Genomic DNA, 17,430 nt, shown 5'->3' on the forward strand with positions numbered 1-17,430 from the left:
GCGCCGGCCGCAACTGCGGCCGTCCGCCCGTGAGCCGGAAGCCTGCTGATGTCTGAAACCCAACCGACCGCCGAATCCACCGCAGCGGAGGCAGGCGGCACTACCGTCGACCAGGCCGTTGCCCAGGGCGGTGCCTACGAAGTCCTGCGCCGCCGCCTGGCCGAACAGGGCCAGCGCCTGCAGGGCCTGGCCGAAACGCTCAACCGCCAGCGCCTGGCCGAGTTCGGCGACAGCCGCCTGGAAGTGGTCGGGCGTTTCCGCATCCGCAGCGAGAACAACTGCGTCGGCCGCGACATCGTGCAGGTGGGCCCGGACCGCCTGCTGTTCGGCTACAACGTGTTCATCGGGCTGAAGACCCAGACCCGTATCGAGGACGTGTTCGGCCTGTACCGGCTGGTGCAGAGCAGTGATGGCTACGACGTCGCTGCGCTGGAGCTGAAGGGCAGCTTCCTCGACCAGCCCGGCTTCGTGCACGACTTCAATGAGCTGTACGCCTACTACAAGCACGCGCGCCTGCTGCAGCTGATCGTGGTCGGCGACAAGCTGCTGGCCTCGTTCCAGATCGGCGAGCGCAGCAGCGATGTGCGCGTGTTCCGCTGGGCGCTGTCGCGCGATGGTGAACTGACCTATCTGGATGCGCGCGGCGAACGTGATATCGCGCTGCCGCCGCCGTTCGACTTCGAATGGAGCAGGGCGACCCGCGACCTGGCGGTCAATGGCCGCCATTCGCACCTGAACATCCTCGACACCCTGTTCGTGGAAACCACCGGCGGCGACCTCACCATCAAGGTGGAGAACAACACCGAGACCGGGCAGGGCATCTACAGCGAACCGGTCGAAGACAGCACGCAGTCGCTGGACGACGCCCAGTTCGAATTCGCCCGCGTCGGTTCGCTGCTGCTGTTGAAGGTGCTGCCCTATCGCGAAACCGTGTGGCGTGGGCTGATCTACAACACGCTTACCGGCGACATCGTGCGCAACGATGCGATCGTGCAGGCCTGCGTGCAGCTGCCCGAAGACCACGGCGTGATCTTCCCGGGCGGCTACTACCTGCAGGGCGGCGAGCACAAGGCGTTCGATGCCTCGATGGCGGGCATGCAGTTCAAGCGCAGCATCCGCTCGCCCAACGGCGAGGACGTGCTGTACATCTTCTACGAACGCGAGGGCGGTCGCTCGGCGTTGTTCGTCTACAACACCATCCAGCGCGTGCTGCAGAACCCCGTGTTCGGCCACGGCTACGCCTTCCTGCAGGATGGGCGCATGGTGCTGTTCCATGCCGAAGGCACCGAACCGACCCGCATCCATCCGATGCAGGTGTGGCAGACGCCGTTCAGCAGCGACGAGTTCGCTGCCAGCCGTCCGCCTGGCAACACCTTCATGGGCCGCATCGGCAATGCCGAACTGGTGCGCGGCATCTCCAACCTGTTCAACCTGGCGCGCGAGATCGACGGCCAGGACGTGTCGGTGCAGCGCTACCAGCGCCTGGTAGCCGATACCCGCCGCCTGTTCGACACCCACCACTGGCTCGGTGACGAGGCCTGCGACGGTGCCGAAGCGCTGCTGCGGCAGATCAGTGCCACCGGCGAATCGGTGCTGGACGAATACGAGAAGGTGCAGTCGATCCGCCAACAGTCGGCGCAGGCGATGGTCGACGCCGAGGCCACGCACAAGGCCCTGCTGGGCCGCCTGCAGCCGCAGAACTGGAACGAGGTGCAGGCCTTCGTCGAGGCGCTGAACGAAATCACCGCGCTGCGCGGGCGGCTGCTGACCATCCGCGAGCTGCGCTATATCGATACCTCGCGCATCGAGACCATGGCTTCCGAGCTGGTGCAGGCGCAGGACCGCGTCGGCGCGGCAACCGGTGAATTCCTGGCCGGCGATGCCGCACTGGCACCGCTGGGCAGCCGCCTGCAGGCGCTGGATGAAGCCGCCCAGCAGGCCAGCAGCGCCCGCCAGCTGGACGAGCAGCTGGACGGCATGCGCGGCATGGCCGCCGATCTGGACATGCTGTCCGAACTGATGGCCGGGCTGAAGGTGGACGATGCCACCGCGCGCACCCGCGTGGTTGAATCCATTTCCGTGCTGTACGGGCGGCTGAACCAGGCGCGTACCCGCGCCGAACAGCGCCGCCGCACCCTCGGTTCGGCGGAGGCCGTGGCGCAGTTTGCCGCCCAGTTCGCGTTGTTCTCGCAGTCCATCACCAGCGCGCTGGCGATGGCCAACGATCCGGAAAGGGCCGACGAACAGCTGTCACGCCTGCTGGTGCAGCTTGAAGAACTGGAGAGCCAGTTCGGCGAGCATGAGCAGTTCCTCGGCGACATCCTCAGCAAGCGCGAAGAACTGGTCGAGGCCTTCGAAACGCACAAGCAGGCGTTGCTGGACGACCGCCAGCGCAAGGCGCGTTCGGTGCTGGATGCCGCCAACCGCATCCTCGACGGCCTGGCCAAGCGCACCGAGCGTTTCGCCACCGCCGATGAACTCAATGCGTTCTTTGCCGGCGACCCGCTGATCCTCAAGCTGCGCGAGCTGGCCGAGCGGCTGCGCACCCTGCGCGACAACGTCAAGGCCGATGACATCGAGGCGCGCCTGAAGGGCGTGCGCGACCAGGCAGTGCGCCAGTTGCGCGACCGCAGCGACCTCTACGAAGCCGGTGGCAACGTGGTCCGGCTTGGCCCGCGCCACCGCTTCAGCGTCAACACCCAGGCCCTAGACCTGACCCTGTTGCCGCGTGGCGATACGCTGGCCATCCACCTGACCGGCACCGACTTCCTGGAAACCCTGCACGACCCGGAACTGGAGGCACTCAGGCCGTTCTGGCCGGTGACGCTGGATTCGGAATCCGATGCGATCTACCGCGGCGAATACCTGGCCGGCAGCCTGCTGCTGGCCGCACAGCAGGGCCACGATGGGCTGGACCTGGCGCAGCTGCAGCACGATGTCGCCACACCCGAAGCACTGGACCAGCGCGTCCGTGCCTTCGCTGCGCCGCGCTATCGCGAAGGCTACGAGCGCGGTATCCATGACCATGACGCCGCGCTGATCCTGCGCGCGCTGCTGCCCTTGCAGCAGTCTGCGGGCGCGCTGCGTCACGGCCCGCGGGTGCGCGCGCTGGCCCTGTTGTTCTGGGCGGCGCAGCAGCGCGAAGAAGCGGTACTGCAGTGGCCCAGCCGCCAGGCCGGGGCGGAAACCATCGCCCGCCTGTTCGGCTCGGACGAAGGGCGTGTCGCTCTGCGCGCGGAAATGGCAGCTGCGCTTGGTGCGTTCGCGCAGTCGCAGTCGTTGCCCTTCGACGAAGACGCCGCCGAGGCGGCGGCCGCCTATCTGGGCGAAGAACTGGTCAACGGCGAACCCGTGTTCAGCACCAGCAAGCATGCCCAGGCCCTGCTGGAGGCCCTGGCCCAGCAACTGGACCAGGCCGGGCAGCGCGAAGTACTGGAGCGCGCGCTGCAGCGTACGCAGGATCCGCTGGCCGCACGCTGGGCACTGGCCGGGCAATGGTTGCGTGCGCTGGCCGGTCTGCCTGCACAGGCCGCGCATGCCGGTCATGCCGACGAGGCCGCTGCGCTGCTGCTGGTGCAGCGCCAGCTGCGCACGCGGGCCAGCGACGCGCCGCTGCGCGTGGACGTACCGGGCCTGCTTGGCGAACACCCGCGCATCCACAATGGCTCGCTGTCGCTGTCACTGGATGATTTCCTGGCACGCCTGCAGCACCACCTGAAGCGATTCGTGCCCGATTTCCATGCCTACCAGGCGGTACGCCAGGGCATCATCAACCGCGAACGGCAGACCCTGCGCCTGTCCGAGTTCAAGGCGCGGCCGCTGTCTTCGTTCGTACGCAACAAGCTGATCAACGATGTCTACCTGGGCGTGATCGGCGACAACCTGGCCAAGCAGATGGGCACGGTCGGCGAGAACAAGCGCAGCGACCTGATGGGCCTGCTGATGATGATCTCGCCCCCGGGCTACGGTAAGACCACGCTGATGGAATACGTGGCGCACCGGCTGGGCCTGGTCTTCATGAAGATCAACGGCCCGGCGCTGGGTCACGAGGTGCGTTCGCTGGACCCGGCACAGGCGCCCGATGCCACTTCGCGGCAGGAACTGGAAAAGCTCAACCTGGCGCTGGAGATGGGCAACAACACCATGCTGTACGTCGACGACATCCAGCACACCCATCCCGAGTTCCTGCAGAAGTTCATTTCGCTGTGCGATGGCACCCGTCGCATCGAAGGCGTGTGGCGCGGCCGCACCCGCACCTACGACATGCGTGGCAAGAAGTTCTGCGTGGTCATGGCCGGCAACCCGTACACCGAGTCCGGTGAGGTGTTCAGGATTCCGGACATGCTGGCCAACCGCGCCGACATCTACAACCTCGGCGATGTGCTGGGTGGCATGGAAGCGTCGTTCACCCTGAGCTACATCGAGAACAGCCTGACCTCCAACCCGGTGCTGGCGCCGCTGGCCACGCGTGACATGGCCGACCTGTATGTGCTGGTCGATCGCGCGATGGGCAAGGACGTGTCCACCAATGGCCTCAGCCACGCCTACAGCAGCGCCGAGATCAACGAGATCACCGCCACCCTGCAGCGCATGCTGCGCGTTCGCGACGTGGTCTACCGGGTCAACCAGCAGTACATCGCCAGTGCCGCGCAGGACGATCGTTACCGTACCGAGCCGCCGTTCCGGCTGCAGGGCAGCTACCGCAACATGAACAAGCTGGCGGAGAAGATCTCGCCGGTGATGAACGAGGACGAGCTGCAGCAGCTGATCTCCGACCACTACCTGGGCGAGGCGCAGCTGCTGACCACCGGCGCCGAGGAGAACCTGCTGAAGCTGGCCGAACTGCGCGGCGTGCTGGATGAGGTGCAGTCGCAGCGCTGGGCTCAGATCAAGAGTGATTTCCTGCGCAACAAGGCCATGGGAGCCGACGACAGCGATGTCGGTGGACGCGTGGTCGCGCAGTTGGCGGACATCGCCAGCGCGCTGCAGTTGCCGCCGGCGGCGCCGGACGTGACGCCCGTTGCCGTTGCCGATCCAGCGCCGTGGCCGGCATTGCTCGAGGCCCTGCAGCGCCTCTCCGAAACACGCCCTGCACCCGCTGCGCCGGAGCCGGTCGCGGTGGCCCACAGCGCGCCGGCCACGCTGCTGGCCGAAGATCTGCAGGCCGGATTGGCGCCTCTGGTCGAACTGCTGGTGGCATCACAGGCGCAGCAGGCACAGGTGTCGCAGACCCTGGCGGCGTTCGCCGGTTGGGCGCGGCAGCAGGTCGAGCGCGGCGGTTCCAGCGGCGCGGTGCCGCCGCGTGCTCGCGTACGCCGTGCCACGACGCCGGAAGAGCGCGCATTGGATGAAGCGCTGATGCGCCACTTCTACGGCGAGTCGCTGCCGCCGGAAGACGGCGAAGGCAGCCTGGCATCGACACCGCAGCCGCCGCCGCTGCCGTGATCCCGCAGGCGCCACTGCCGTCACCGGTATTGCCGGACACGGCCGATATCGCCGTGCTGGGCGATTACGGTACGCCGCTGCTGCAGGCACTTGCGCAGCGGGCCGTCATGTTGCCCTCGGTTGCGGGCGAAGGCCTGGTGGCCGCGCTGGCGCGTATCGCTCTGGCCCTGCAGGCGGGGAATCCTGCGCAGATCCGGCGACAGGAAGGCTGGTGGGGGCGCCTGCTTGGGCGCGATGTTGACCGCGAGGCGGAAGGGCATGCGCTGCAGTCGCAGTTGGGGGTGCTGGCCCTGCAGGCGCGCGAGCAGGCCCAGCACCTTCAGCATTGCCAGCAGCAGCGAGCTCTGGCCATCGATGAACGTTCAGAGGCGGCCACAGCACTGGACGCCTGGGCTGAGTTGGGCGCATCACGGCTGGCGAAGTGCGACGCGGCCGGGCATGCCGCGCTGTCGCAACGGTTGGATCACCTGCGCCGGCTGGCGACCCTGTATCGCGTCGAAGCCGGTCAATGGCAGCTGCTGCAGGACCAGGACACGGTGCTGCTGCAGCGTTTCGCGCGCATCCATGATGTCCTGCTGCCCGCCTGGCGACAGGCCGCACTGGCCGACCAGAGCGCCGCAGGTGCTGCATTGACGGGGAAGGCGGCTGCGCTGCACGCCCAGATCGATGACGAGGTTGCGGCCGCTCAGGCTAGACTGCGCTGAACCGGCCACAGCCGCTTACCCATTTCAAGGAGATCGCCCGATGGCCCAGGACAGTCAGAGCCCCGGCACGCTGGTACCCACCAACACTGCCGTTTCCACGCTCGACGAAGGAACGCTGAAGGCCCTTGGCCTGGTCCATGAGGATCTGCCGCGTATCGCCGAGATCCGCCGTGAGCTGGATGACCTGCGTCCAGGCAACCTGCAGGTGTTCGGTCGCGACGCCGCCAACCGCACGGCCGCGTTCTCCAGCCAGCTGCTGGACCAGGTGCGCAATCGTGATCTCGATGCCAGTGGTGAAAAGCTGGGCGAAGTCGTGCGCATCGCACGCAGCCTCAAGCTCGACGGATTCGCGCAGCGTTCCAGGGTGCCGTTGATTGGAGGTCTGATCGATCGGTTGCGCGCATCCAAGGGTGAACTGGTGCAGAAGTTCAGCGACACCAATGCGCAGATCGAGCAGCTGCTGGGAGACGTCGGCGCGCAGCAGGTGCTGATGGGCAAGCGTGTGGGCGAGTTCGACCGCATGCACGATATCGTCCGTGAGGAACGCCATGCCCTGGGCCTGTACGCCGCTGCGGGCAAGCAGCGGCTGGCCGAACTGCAGACCGAGCAGCTGGCCGGGCAGGGCAGTGAGGATCCGCAGCAGCGGATCCGCCTGGGCGAGGTCGAAAATGCGATCCGCCTGATCGACAAGCGGGTGTCCGACCTGCAGCTGATGCAGCATGCCGCCGACCAGTCGCTGCCGATGATCCGCTTGATCCAGGCCAATGCACTGCAGCTGATCGAGAAGTTCAACACGGTCCGCGAGATCACCATCCCGTCGTGGAAGCGCCAGTTCGCGATCCAGCTGTCACTGGGCGAGCAGAAGACCGCCGCGGAGCTGGCCAGCGCCATCGACGACGCGACCAACGAACTGATGCGCCGCAACGCGGACCTGATGCGCCAGGCCTCGGTGGATACCGCACGCAGCAACCAGCGCGGCGTGATCGACGTGGCCACGCTGCGCCATGTTCACGACCAGCTGATCGCCACGGTGGAAGAAGTGCGCAGCATCCATCGTGAGGGGATGCAGCAGCGGCAGCAGGCGGAAGTGGAACTGTCGCGCCTGCGCGAAGACCTGCAGCAGCGACTGGCCACCCCGGCCGCCAGCTGAGAAAAAGGGACGGAGGGGATTAAGTCGTAAGTGGCACAAACGACTTGATCCCCTCCGTCCCCTTTTTCATTGTCAGCGCAGCTGCTGGCTCGCCCAGTCCGCCAGTGCTTGCACGCGCGAGTTGGCCGGACCATCCGGCCATGCCAGTACCCAGAAGCCGCCGGTGGCGGCAAATCCCCAGGGCGCGACCAGGCGGCCCGCGGCCAGGTCCTCGGCCACCAGCGGCTCTGGCGCGATCGCCGGACCCAGCCCGGCTACAGCGGCTTCCAGCAGGTAGTACAGGTGCTCGAAGGCAGTGCCCAGCTGCAGCTTCGACACGTCCAGAGCGTGCGCCTGTGCCCATGCCGGCCATGCCTGCGGCCGTGAGCTGGTGTGCAGCAGCGTCTCCTGCAGCAGCGCCGAGGGCGGTGCATGCCGCAGGCGCTGCGCCGCCGGATGCGATGGTGCCACCACCACGCCAACCCGTTCCGGTGCCAACTCGCATACCTGCCAGCCCCGTGGCCACGGGCCCTGCGCCAGCAGCAACACGGCGTCCAGCGCCGCCTGCGCTTCGGTGAAACTGCCATCCAGCGCCGACCACTGCAGGCGCACGCCGGGCAGGGCGGCCTGCAGCGCTGGCAGGCGTGGAATCATCCAGCGCGCCAGCACGCTGCCACTGCAGCCCAGTACCAGCGCTGGAGAGGCTGCCGGCCGTCGCAGTTCGCGCACGCAGTCTTCGATGCCGCTGAAGGCCTCGCCGCAGGCTGCCTGCAGGCGGGTGCCGGCGACGGTCAGGCGCAGGCCACGGCCGGCCCGCTGGAACAAGGCCAGGCCAAGGTGATCCTCCAGCAGCTTCAACTGCCGACTGACCGCACCGTGGGTGACATGCAGATCCTGCGCGGCGCGACCAACGCCGCCGAGACGGGCCGTGGCCTCGAACGCGCGCAGTGCATTGAGTGGAGGCAGCAGGGAACGGCTCATGTGAGATTTCCTGACGATATGCGCCAGATAATATCCATTTTCCGGTCACGACCCGTGCGCTAGAGTATCCACCTGTCTGAACCATCGGTCGTATCCATGTCTGCCTCCCCCATTGCCGACTATCACGCTTTCCCGGATGCCCAGGGCCACTTCGGCCGCTACGGCGGCAGCTTCGTCGCCGAAACCCTGGTCGGCCCGCTGCAGGAACTGGCGCAGGCCTATGACCAGGCGCGGCAGGATCCCGCATTCCAGCTGGCCTACGACCGCGACCTGGCCCATTACGTGGGCCGGCCGAGCCCGATCTACCATGCTGAACGCCTGAGCGATCACGTCGGCGGCGCGCAGATCCTGCTCAAGCGCGAGGACCTGAATCACACCGGCGCGCACAAGATCAACAACACCATCGGCCAGGCCCTGCTGGCGGCGCGGATGGGCAAGAAGCGCATCATTGCCGAGACCGGCGCCGGCCAGCATGGCGTGGCCAGCGCCACCGTCGCCGCGCGGCTGGGCCTGGAATGCGTGGTGTACATGGGCGCCACCGACATCGAGCGGCAGAAGATCAACGTCTACCGCATGAAGCTGCTCGGTGCGACGGTGGTGCCGGTCACCTCCGGCTCGGCCACCCTGAAGGACGCGCTCAACGAAGCCATGCGCGACTGGGTGACCAACGTGCAGGACACCTTCTACATCATCGGCACCGTGGCCGGCCCGGATCCGTATCCGCGCATGGTCCGTGACTTCAATGCCATCGTCGGCCGTGAGGCGCGCGAGCAGATGCTGGCCGAGTACGGCCGCCTGCCGGATGCGATCACCGCCTGCGTGGGCGGCGGCAGCAATGCGATCGGCCTGTTCCATGCCTTCCTCAACGATCGCCAGGTCGAGATCGTCGGCGCTGAAGCGGCAGGTGATGGCATCAGCACCGGCCGTCACGCAGCATCGATCGCTGCCGGTCGCCCGGGCGTGCTGCATGGCAACCGCACCTATGTACTGTGCGACGACGACGGCCAGATCATCGAGACCCATTCGGTGTCGGCCGGCCTGGACTATCCGGGCGTCGGCCCGGAGCACGCGTTCCTGGCCGATACCGGTCGTGCACGCTACCTCGGCATCACCGACGAAGAAGCACTGCAGGCCTTCCACCTGCTGGCCCACACCGAAGGCATCCTGCCGGCGCTGGAGTCCAGCCATGCGCTGGCGCAGGCGATCAAGCTGGCGCGCGGTCGTCCGCGTGACCAGATCGTCCTCTGCAATCTGTCCGGCCGTGGCGACAAGGACGTGCACACCATTGCCGCGCGCGAAGGGCTGGTGCTGTGAGCGCGCTGTTGCGGAACAGTGGCGTGCTGCTGCTGGCGCTGGGGTTGGCCGCGTGCCAGCCGCCGGAGCCGCCGGTGCTGGCACCGGCCGCCAAGGCCACTACGCAGCCGGCACAGCAGCCGGCAGCGAATGATGACCTTGACCCGATGGCGCGTACGCCGATCGTCGATCCGCCGTCAGTGGAAGACACGGACAGCGATGGCGCGCCCGCGGTGGTCTCGGTGGCGCTGGACCATGCCGGCGAGGTGCTGATCGGCCAGCATATGACCGATCTGAAGGCACTCGGGCCGTGGACTGCGCAAGGGGCCGTCGAAGCCATCGGTGGCAGTTGCGAGTACTACGACGGCAAGGGGCTGCCGCCTGGCGTGTCGATGATGACTGATGAAGATCGCGTCGTCCGTTTCGATCTCGGCCTGGATCCGGAGAGCGGGGCGCCGACCCAGCAGCCCGGTCCGTTCGGCCTGCGTGTCGGCATGACCCGCGTCCAGGCCATGGCCCAGTTTCCGAAGCCGCCGGTATCCAGCCCGCATGCCTACGACGGTGACCAGGGCGAGTACCTCACCTGGCAGGACCCGGGTTCGGACCTGGGTATCCGCGTGGAACTGTTTGAAGGGAGGGTCACTCAGATGTACTGGGGAACCAGCGATGCGATTGAACTGATTGAAGGATGTGCCTGAGATGCCTGTATCCCGACTCGATGCCTGTTTCCAGCGTCTGCGCGAACAGCAGCGCAAGGCACTTATCCCCTTCGTCACGGCCGGTGATCCCTCGTTGGAGGCCACTGTGCCGGTCATGCACGCGCTGGTCGAGGCCGGTGCCGATGTGATCGAACTGGGCGTGCCGTTCTCTGATCCCATGGCCGACGGCCCGACCATCCAGCGCAGCTCCGAGCGCGCGCTGGCACAGGGCGCCGGCAGCCGTTACGTGCTGCAGGCCGTGGCGCAGTTCCGCGAGCGTGACGCGCAGACGCCGGTGGTACTGATGGGCTACCTGAACCCGGTGGAGATCCACGGCTACGCGGCCTTCGCCAAGGCAGCCGTGGAGGCCGGCGTGGATGGTGTGCTGCTGGTCGACCTGCCGCCGGAAGAGGCCGGTGAAGCGCAGCAGGCCTTCGATGCGGCCGGCCTGGCGCTGGTGCTGCTGGCCTCGCCGACCACCAGCGAGGCGCGTGCCGACAAGCTGCTGGCGCTGGCCCGTGGCTATCTCTATTACGTCAGCTTTGCCGGTGTCACCGGCGCCTCCGAGCGCCTGGACAGCGATGCCGCCAGTGCCCGCCTGCAGGCGCTGCGCGCGCGCGCCTCAGTGCCGGTGGTGGCCGGCTTCGGCATCAAGGATGCCGACAGTGCCGCTGCCATGGCCCGCCAGGCCGACGGCGTGGTGGTGGGCAGCGCGCTGGTGGCGGTGCTGGCCGAAGCGGACTCGGTGGGAGACGCAGCCCAGCGCGCCCGAACCTTCCTGGCCCCGCTGCGGCAGGCGCTGGATGCGTAACAGGACGGCCGGCCGCTGGCCGGCACTACCCATGGGTCTGTACGTAAGGGCTGCCGGCCAGCGGCCGGCACTACCCATGGGTCTGTACGTAAGGGGCTGCCGGCCAGCGGCCGGCGCTACCCGACACCTAAACGTACGTCCCAGCATGGTTTTTTCCAGCACCCCCATGCCCGGCAAGGGGGTGCACGGGCAGGGAAAGCGGAGCTAGACTGTCCGCCTTTGCGGCCCCTGGGCCGCCCTGAACGGAAGTGTCCTCCCGCATGAGTTGGCTCAGCAAGTTGATGCCGTCCGGCATCCGCACCGACAACACCCCCAGCAAGAAGCGCAGTGTCCCCGAGGGCCTGTGGGAAAAGTGCAGCAACTGCGGCAGCGCGTTGTACCGTCCGGAACTGGAAGAGAACCTGGAGGTCTGCCCGAAGTGCGGCCATCACATGGCGATCCGCGCGCGCGCGCGCCTGGCCGCCCTGTTCGACGCCGACAGCACCACCGAGATCGGTGCGCGCCTGGGTCCGACCGACCTGCTCAAGTTCAAGGACCAGAAGAAGTACAGCGAGCGCATCAAGATCGCGCAGAAGAACACGGGTGAGTACGACGCGCTGATCGCCATGCGCGGCCTGCTCAAGGGCCGTGCGCTGGTCGCCTCGTCGTTCGATTTCGCCTTCATGGGCGGTTCGATGGGCTCGGTGGTGGGTGAGCGTTTCGCGCTGGCTGCTGAAACCGCAGTGGAGATCGGTGCGCCTTACGTGTGCTTCTCGCAGAGCGGCGGCGCGCGCATGCAGGAAGGCCTGTTCTCGCTGATGCAGATGGCCAAGACCTCGGCCGCGCTGGGCAAGCTGCGCGAAGCCGGCCTGCCGTACATCTCGGTGTTGACCCACCCGACTACCGGTGGCGTATCAGCGTCGTTCGCGATGCTGGGCGACATCAACATCGCCGAACCGCAGGCGCTGATCGGCTTTGCCGGCCCGCGCGTGATCGAGCAGACCGTGCGCGAGAAGCTGCCGGAAGGCTTCCAGCGTTCGGAGTTCCTGCTGGAGCACGGTGCCATCGACCAGATCTGCGACCGCCGCGAGATGCGCGACCGCCTGTCCGATCTGCTGGCGATGCTGGGTCGGCAGCCGGCGCCGGAGGTGGCTTGATGGGTGCTCGCAAGTACTTCGGTACTGACGGCATCCGTGGACGGGTCGGCCAAGGCGTGATTTCGGCCGACTTCGTGCTGCGCCTGGGCAATGCCCTGGGCCGTGTCCTGGTGGCCCAGCGTGGGCAGGACGGGCGCCGACCGATCGTGGTGATCGGCAAGGACACCCGCATTTCCGGTTACATGTTCGAGGCGGCGCTGGAGGCCGGCCTGGTCGCTGCCGGTGCCGATGTGCAGCTGCTGGGGCCGATGCCGACGCCGGCAGTGGCATTCCTGACGCGCACGCTGGGCGTGGACGCCGGCATCGTCATCAGTGCCTCGCACAATCCGCATTACGACAACGGCATCAAGTTCTTCTCCGCCCAGGGCGAGAAGTTCGACGATGCCACCGAACTGGCCCTGGAAGCGGCACTGGACGTTCCGTTCACCACCGTTGAGTCGGAAAAACTGGGCAAGGCATCACGGGCGCGCGAGGCGGTCGGCCGCTACATCGAGTTCTGCAAGGCCAGCGTGCCGCGCACATTCGACCTGCGTGGCCTGCGCCTGGTGCTGGATTGCGCGCACGGTGCCACCTACCAGATCGCGCCGCTGCTGTTCCGCGAACTGGGTGCCGAGGTGATCGGCATCGGTGCCGAGCCCAATGGCGTGAACATCAACGCCGGCGTGGGTTCCACCCATATCGACAACCTGGCGGCCAAGGTCCGCGAGACCCGCGCCGATCTCGGCATCGCGTTCGACGGTGATGGCGATCGCGTGCTGATGGCTGACGACCAGGGCAACCCGGTGGACGGCGATGACCTGCTGTACATCCTGGCCCGTGCGTGGAAGGCTGAAGGCCGCCTGCGCGGCCCGGTGGTCGGGACGCTGATGAGCAACTACGGCGTGGAGAAGGCGTTTGCCGACCTGCAGATACCGTTCGTGCGCAGCAACGTCGGTGATCGCTACGTGCATCAGGCACTGGTCGAAGGTGGGGGCGTTCTCGGCGGCGAGGCCTCGGGTCACCTGCTGTGCCTGGACCGGGCCACCACCGGCGACGGTATTGTCAGCGCCCTGCAGTTGCTGGTGGCACTGCGCAACAGCGGCCAGACCCTGCGCCAGGCGCTGAAGGGCCTGGAGCGGGTGCCGCAGAAAACGGTCAACGTGCGGTTGGGCAATGTCTCGGCCAAGGCCACGGTGCAGGCCGACAGCGTGCAGGCTGCGCTGGCGGCCGCGCAGCAGTCGGTTGCCGGTCGCGGTCGCGCGTTCCTGCGTCCGTCCGGTACCGAGCCGGTGGTACGGGTTACCGTCGAAGCCGATGATGCCGCGCTGATGCAGGAAACGCTGGATCGCCTGTCCGCTGCGGTGCGTGAAGCAGCGGCCTGAGTGCCGCGGGAGTCCAGCGTGTTGCACCCGACATGGCCGCGTTTGCGGCCATGTCGTTTTCTGGGGATGGTGACTGAACCGTGCGCGACCCGCGATCGCGTTCAGCTGCGGCTGTGCACTTTGTGACGCGTCGTGAACGAGGCGGGGCGTATTCCCGGCATCAGGATCCCTGGTTGCAATGCATGACCTGTGCAGGCGGGGACCCGGCCGGAGCGGACCGCGCTCCATCCTTCTTCTTTGGTTGCAAGGACCCTGACCATGAACACCTCACTGCGCTACAGCCGCTGCCTGCTCGCAGGAGCGCTGCTGGTGATGCCGTTGCTGGGTGGTATCTCCATTGCGAGTGCCGAACGCCGCCCCGAAGGAGGGCCGCATATGTCCGCACCGCGCGAAGAGCCGATGCGGGCGCCCTGGGGCTACCCACGGATGGAGCGCCCACGCGAACTGGGCAATGCGCGGCCGGTCTTCCGCGATGAGTACCGGCACAACTTCCGCGCCGATCATGCCTTCCGCATCGGGCCTTACCATCCGCCGATCGGCTATGCCTACCAGCGTTGGCACTACGGCCAGATCCTGCCGCGCCCGTACTGGGTCGGGGACTACATCCTCAACGACTTCTGGCTGTTCGGCCTGGACATGCCGCCGATGGGCTACGAATGGGTGCGCTATGGCCCGGATGCGCTGCTGATCAACACCGGCAATGGTGAGATCGTGCAGGTCGTGTACGGGCGTTTCTTCTGACCAACGGTGCCTGCCCGCATCAGCACACGGGCAGGTGCGTTGGCATTGCACCTTGCGCGGCCTGTGACATCGCCCGCTGCCATTTCCAGGTGTCCCGGCACATGTCGGTGAGATCGTGACGCGCCTTCCAGCCCAGCTCGCGCAGCGCCAGCGAGGTATCGGCGAAGCTGACCGCGATGTCGCCATTGCGTCGCGGCACGATGCGGAACGGAATCCGCATGCCGGTGGTGAGCTCGAAGGCCTGGATCAGTTCCAGCACGCTGTGGCCCTGGCCGGTGCCAAGGTTGAGGGTGATGCTGCGCCGCTGGTCACGGAGGAACTGCAGGGCCAGCACGTGGGCGCTGGCGACGTCCTGCACATGGATGTAGTCGCGCACGCCGGTACCGTCATGGGTCGGATAGTCATCCCCGAAGACCTGCACTTCCGGCAGCAGCCCGGCGGCAACCTGCGCGATGTACGGCATCAGGTTGCTCGGCGTGCCATGCGGCAGCTCGCCGATCAGCGCGCTGGCGTGGGCGCCGACCGGGTTGAAGTAGCGCAGCGTCGCGACATGCAGGTCCTGGCCCGTTGCCGCCAGGTCGGCGAGCAGCTGCTCGACCACCAGCTTGGTGCGCCCATAGGGCGTCATCGCACAGGTTGAAGCGGTCTCGGCCACCGGGCAGTGGTCCTGGTTGCCGTACACCGTTGCCGAAGAGCTGAAGACCAGCAACTGCACGCCTGCATCCTGCATGGCGCCGAGCAGGGCAATCGAACCGCTGATGTTGCTGTCGAAGTACTGCAGTGGAATCCTCTGGGATTCGCCCACGGACTTGAGCGCTGCGAAGTGCAGCACGGCATCGATCGCGTGTTCCTGCATCAAGGCGGCCATGCGCGGTCGATCCCGGATGTCAGCCTGCACGAACACCGGTGCCGTGCCGGTGATCCGTCCGATGCGCTCGACCACGCTGGCGTCGCTGTTGCACAGCGAGTCCACGATGACCACGCCGTGCCCCCGCTGCTGCAGCTCCACGCAGGCATGCGAGCCGATGTAGCCAGCACCGCCGGTCACCAGTACGTTCATTGCCTTCACTTTTCCTTGGAGTCCATTCGAAAACCGGGTGCTGCCTTGATGAGGATGGACGTGGCCTCTCAAGGGCCAGGTACCATCTTCTTCTGTCGTGCCTTGAATCCGTTGAAGATCGGCGCGATCAACGGGTTGTAGCTCCATGCTATGCGCTTGCGCAGCCAGCTGGCCGGCCGGTTGCGGATCGCGAAGCGATAGATGCGCTCCGGATCGCCACCAATCACGTTGCGGCCGAACGGGTGGGTGGTGTGCAGGTAGCGGAAGCCCTGTTCGCGTGCCACTTCGATGTAGTCATCGTCGAAGTCACCATAAGGCCAGCACAGCGTATCGGAGACTTCGCCGAGCTTTTCCAGCAGTGTCTGCTTCGCCATGGCCAGGTCGCCGCTGATGCCTTCGCGGCGCTGTGCACGGTCCAGGTCATCGCGCTTGAGCCAACGGGTGTGGCTGTGGGTATGGCAGTGGACCTCGAACGTGCCGGCTTCGATTGCCGCACGCGCTTCGCTCCAGCGCATCATTACCTCGTCGCTGCGGCCCTGCTTGTAGATCAGGTCTTCGCAGGCACGATGTTCCGGCGTGGCCGGCAGTTCGGCACCTTCGATGCCTGCATGCGGGCGGATCGGGCCTTCGTGCATCCAGCCGGTGACCACGAACACCACCGCATGCATGCCGTACTTCTGCAGGATCGGATGGGCGTAGACCCAGTTGTCCAGGTAGCCGTCGTCGAACGTGATCACGATCGACTTGCGCGGCACCGGCTTGCCGGCGAGAAAGCCGGCGTACTGGTCCAGCGTCAGCGAGGTCCAGCCGGTACGTGCGAGCCAGGCGATCTGGCTCTCGAAGTTCTCCGGGGACACGGTGATCATGCCCGGCGAGTTGCTGACATGGTGGTGCATCAGCACCGGTACGGTTCTGGCGTTAGCCATGACCCAGCTCCTTCAACCATTGGAGGTAGTAGTTTTCGGTGGCCTCGCCGTGGCCGGTCGCGCTGAACTGCCTGGCGCTGCGGATCCAGTCCCAACCGGCGCGGCCCATCTGCCGTCGACGTTCCTGATCATCCACCAGCAGCCGCAACGCGCCAGTGAGGGCGGCGTCATCACCCAGCCGGGTGAGGATGGCATTGCTGCCTTCCACCACCATTTCAGGCACGCCGCCAACGTGATGCGAGACGATCGGCAGTGCCGCCTGCGCAGCCTCGAGGAACACGGTGCCCGAGGCTTCCTTGTGGGTGGCCAGGGCGAAGATGTCGAAACCGGCCATCAGCCGGTGGGCATCGCTGCGGAAGCCGAGCAGGTGGACCTGCTGCTCCAGGCCGAGTTCGCTGCGCAGGGCCTGCAGGCGGCCCATTACCGGCTCGCCGTCACCGACCACGGCCAGGTGCAGGTCGGGATTGGCCTTGCACAGGGGGGCCATGGCGCGCAGCAGATCGGCATGACCCTTGGGCTCGCGCAGTACGGCCACGCAGCCGACCACGATGTCGCGCTCGGCGAAACCGAGTTCGGCGCGGACCTGTGCGCGGGTGTCCTGCAGGTTCTTCCAGGGATCGCCCTGCTCGGTCATGCCCCAGCGCGGGGGCGTTGCCATGGGGGGCACGATGCCGATGTGTTCGGAGGCAATGCCGCGATCGACCAGCAGGCGCTTGACGAAATCGCTGACGGTGATGATCCGGTGCGGAAGACCGGTATAGGTCAGCAGCGAATTGACCGGGCTCATCAGGTGGCGCGAGCGCACCACCAGTGGCGTGCCGCCCAGGCGTGCGCCGGCCGCGGCGATCAGTGCGTCGCGGCGGCTGGTGGTGTTGACCACGTCGTAGCGCTCGCGGCGCACCAGGCGTGACACCGACCAGATGCCGCGCAGCAGCCGTGCCAGGCCGCCCATGCGCAGGGTATGCACGGTGAAGCCATCGTCGCGCGCGAGTTGGGCCAGGCGGGCATCGGGCTGGCACAGCAGCGACACCTGGTGTCCACGCGCACGCATCACCTGCATGTGGCGGAAGATGTAGATCTCCTGGCCACCCATTCCCCGGGCGGCTTCGGTATGCAGGATCCGCAGCGAGCGTTTCATGGAATCC

At 66.9% G+C, this 17,430-nt stretch carries 13 protein-coding genes; 9 read left to right on the plus strand and 4 right to left on the minus strand.

The genetic code is table 11. The annotated features are described in order from the left end of the window. Positions 1–48 precede the first annotated feature (48 nt). From AC5P57_RS08865 to AC5P57_RS08875, 3 genes are read left to right on the plus strand one after another with little or no spacing between them, the layout of a single operon-like run. Positions 49–5,445: a DNA repair ATPase gene (locus AC5P57_RS08865; protein ID WP_262234768.1), complete on the plus strand. Its 5,397-nt coding sequence runs from the start codon at positions 49–51 to the stop codon at positions 5,443–5,445. Beyond that, entirely contained in the window at positions 5,442–6,149 is a 708-nt protein-coding gene (locus AC5P57_RS08870; protein WP_262234769.1) for a hypothetical protein, read from the plus strand. The genes AC5P57_RS08865 and AC5P57_RS08870 overlap by 4 nt, the downstream gene beginning before the upstream one ends. Positions 6,150–6,189: 40 nt before the next feature. After that, positions 6,190–7,299, plus strand: coding sequence for a toxic anion resistance protein (locus AC5P57_RS08875; protein ID WP_262234770.1), 1,110 nt, complete (start codon positions 6,190–6,192; stop codon positions 7,297–7,299). Positions 7,300–7,371: 72 nt separating this feature from the next. Here the strand turns inward: AC5P57_RS08875 and AC5P57_RS08880 are convergent, their stop codons facing one another. After that, positions 7,372–8,259, minus strand: a complete 888-nt coding sequence (locus AC5P57_RS08880; RefSeq protein WP_099554915.1) for a LysR family transcriptional regulator — start codon at positions 8,257–8,259, stop codon at positions 7,372–7,374. A 96-nt stretch (positions 8,260–8,355) separates the two neighbouring features. Between AC5P57_RS08880 and trpB the strand changes: the two genes are divergently transcribed. From trpB to AC5P57_RS08910, 6 genes are all read left to right on the plus strand, one after another. Beyond that, entirely contained in the window at positions 8,356–9,573 is a 1,218-nt protein-coding gene (gene trpB, locus AC5P57_RS08885) for a tryptophan synthase subunit beta (protein ID WP_142806463.1), read from the plus strand. Further along, positions 9,570–10,250: a hypothetical protein gene (locus AC5P57_RS08890; RefSeq protein ID WP_262234771.1), complete on the plus strand. Its 681-nt coding sequence runs from the start codon at positions 9,570–9,572 to the stop codon at positions 10,248–10,250. Before trpB ends, AC5P57_RS08890 begins: the two co-directional genes overlap by 4 nt. Before the next feature lies 1 nt (position 10,251). Beyond that, entirely contained in the window at positions 10,252–11,061 is an 810-nt protein-coding gene (trpA, locus tag AC5P57_RS08895) for a tryptophan synthase subunit alpha (protein WP_262234772.1), read from the plus strand. Positions 11,062–11,321: 260 nt separating this feature from the next. Beyond that, the gene (accD, locus tag AC5P57_RS08900) at positions 11,322–12,197 is read left to right on the plus strand and encodes an acetyl-CoA carboxylase, carboxyltransferase subunit beta (RefSeq protein ID WP_005410473.1); all 876 of its coding nucleotides are present in this window, start codon (positions 11,322–11,324) and stop codon (positions 12,195–12,197) included. Continuing rightward, complete coding sequence (gene glmM / locus AC5P57_RS08905) at positions 12,197–13,558, plus strand: phosphoglucosamine mutase (RefSeq protein WP_262234773.1); 1,362 nt, start codon at positions 12,197–12,199, stop codon at positions 13,556–13,558. Before accD ends, glmM begins: the two co-directional genes overlap by 1 nt. Positions 13,559–13,816: 258 nt before the next feature. Then, positions 13,817–14,299, plus strand: a complete 483-nt coding sequence (locus AC5P57_RS08910) for an RcnB family protein (protein WP_142806458.1) — start codon at positions 13,817–13,819, stop codon at positions 14,297–14,299. Between the two features lie 19 nt (positions 14,300–14,318). Here AC5P57_RS08910 and galE read toward each other — a convergent pair whose 3' ends face one another. The 3 genes from galE to AC5P57_RS08925 all read right to left on the minus strand — a co-directional run bounded on the left by galE (position 14,319) and on the right by AC5P57_RS08925 (position 17,423). Further along, positions 14,319–15,359 carry a UDP-glucose 4-epimerase GalE gene (gene galE, locus AC5P57_RS08915; protein WP_262234774.1) on the minus strand — a complete coding sequence of 347 codons (1,041 nt, stop codon included), beginning with the start codon at positions 15,357–15,359 and terminating at the stop codon, positions 14,319–14,321. Positions 15,360–15,427: 68 nt separating this feature from the next. After that, a complete protein-coding gene (locus tag AC5P57_RS08920; RefSeq protein ID WP_005410470.1) occupies positions 15,428–16,285 on the minus strand; it encodes a polysaccharide deacetylase family protein in 858 nt (285 codons plus the stop codon). Continuing rightward, complete coding sequence (locus AC5P57_RS08925; RefSeq protein WP_262234776.1) at positions 16,278–17,423, minus strand: glycosyltransferase family 4 protein; 1,146 nt, start codon at positions 17,421–17,423, stop codon at positions 16,278–16,280. Before AC5P57_RS08925 ends, AC5P57_RS08920 begins: the two co-directional genes overlap by 8 nt. Positions 17,424–17,430 lie beyond the last annotated feature (7 nt).

This window comes from Stenotrophomonas sp. YJH_SMC_79 (assembly GCF_059367995.1).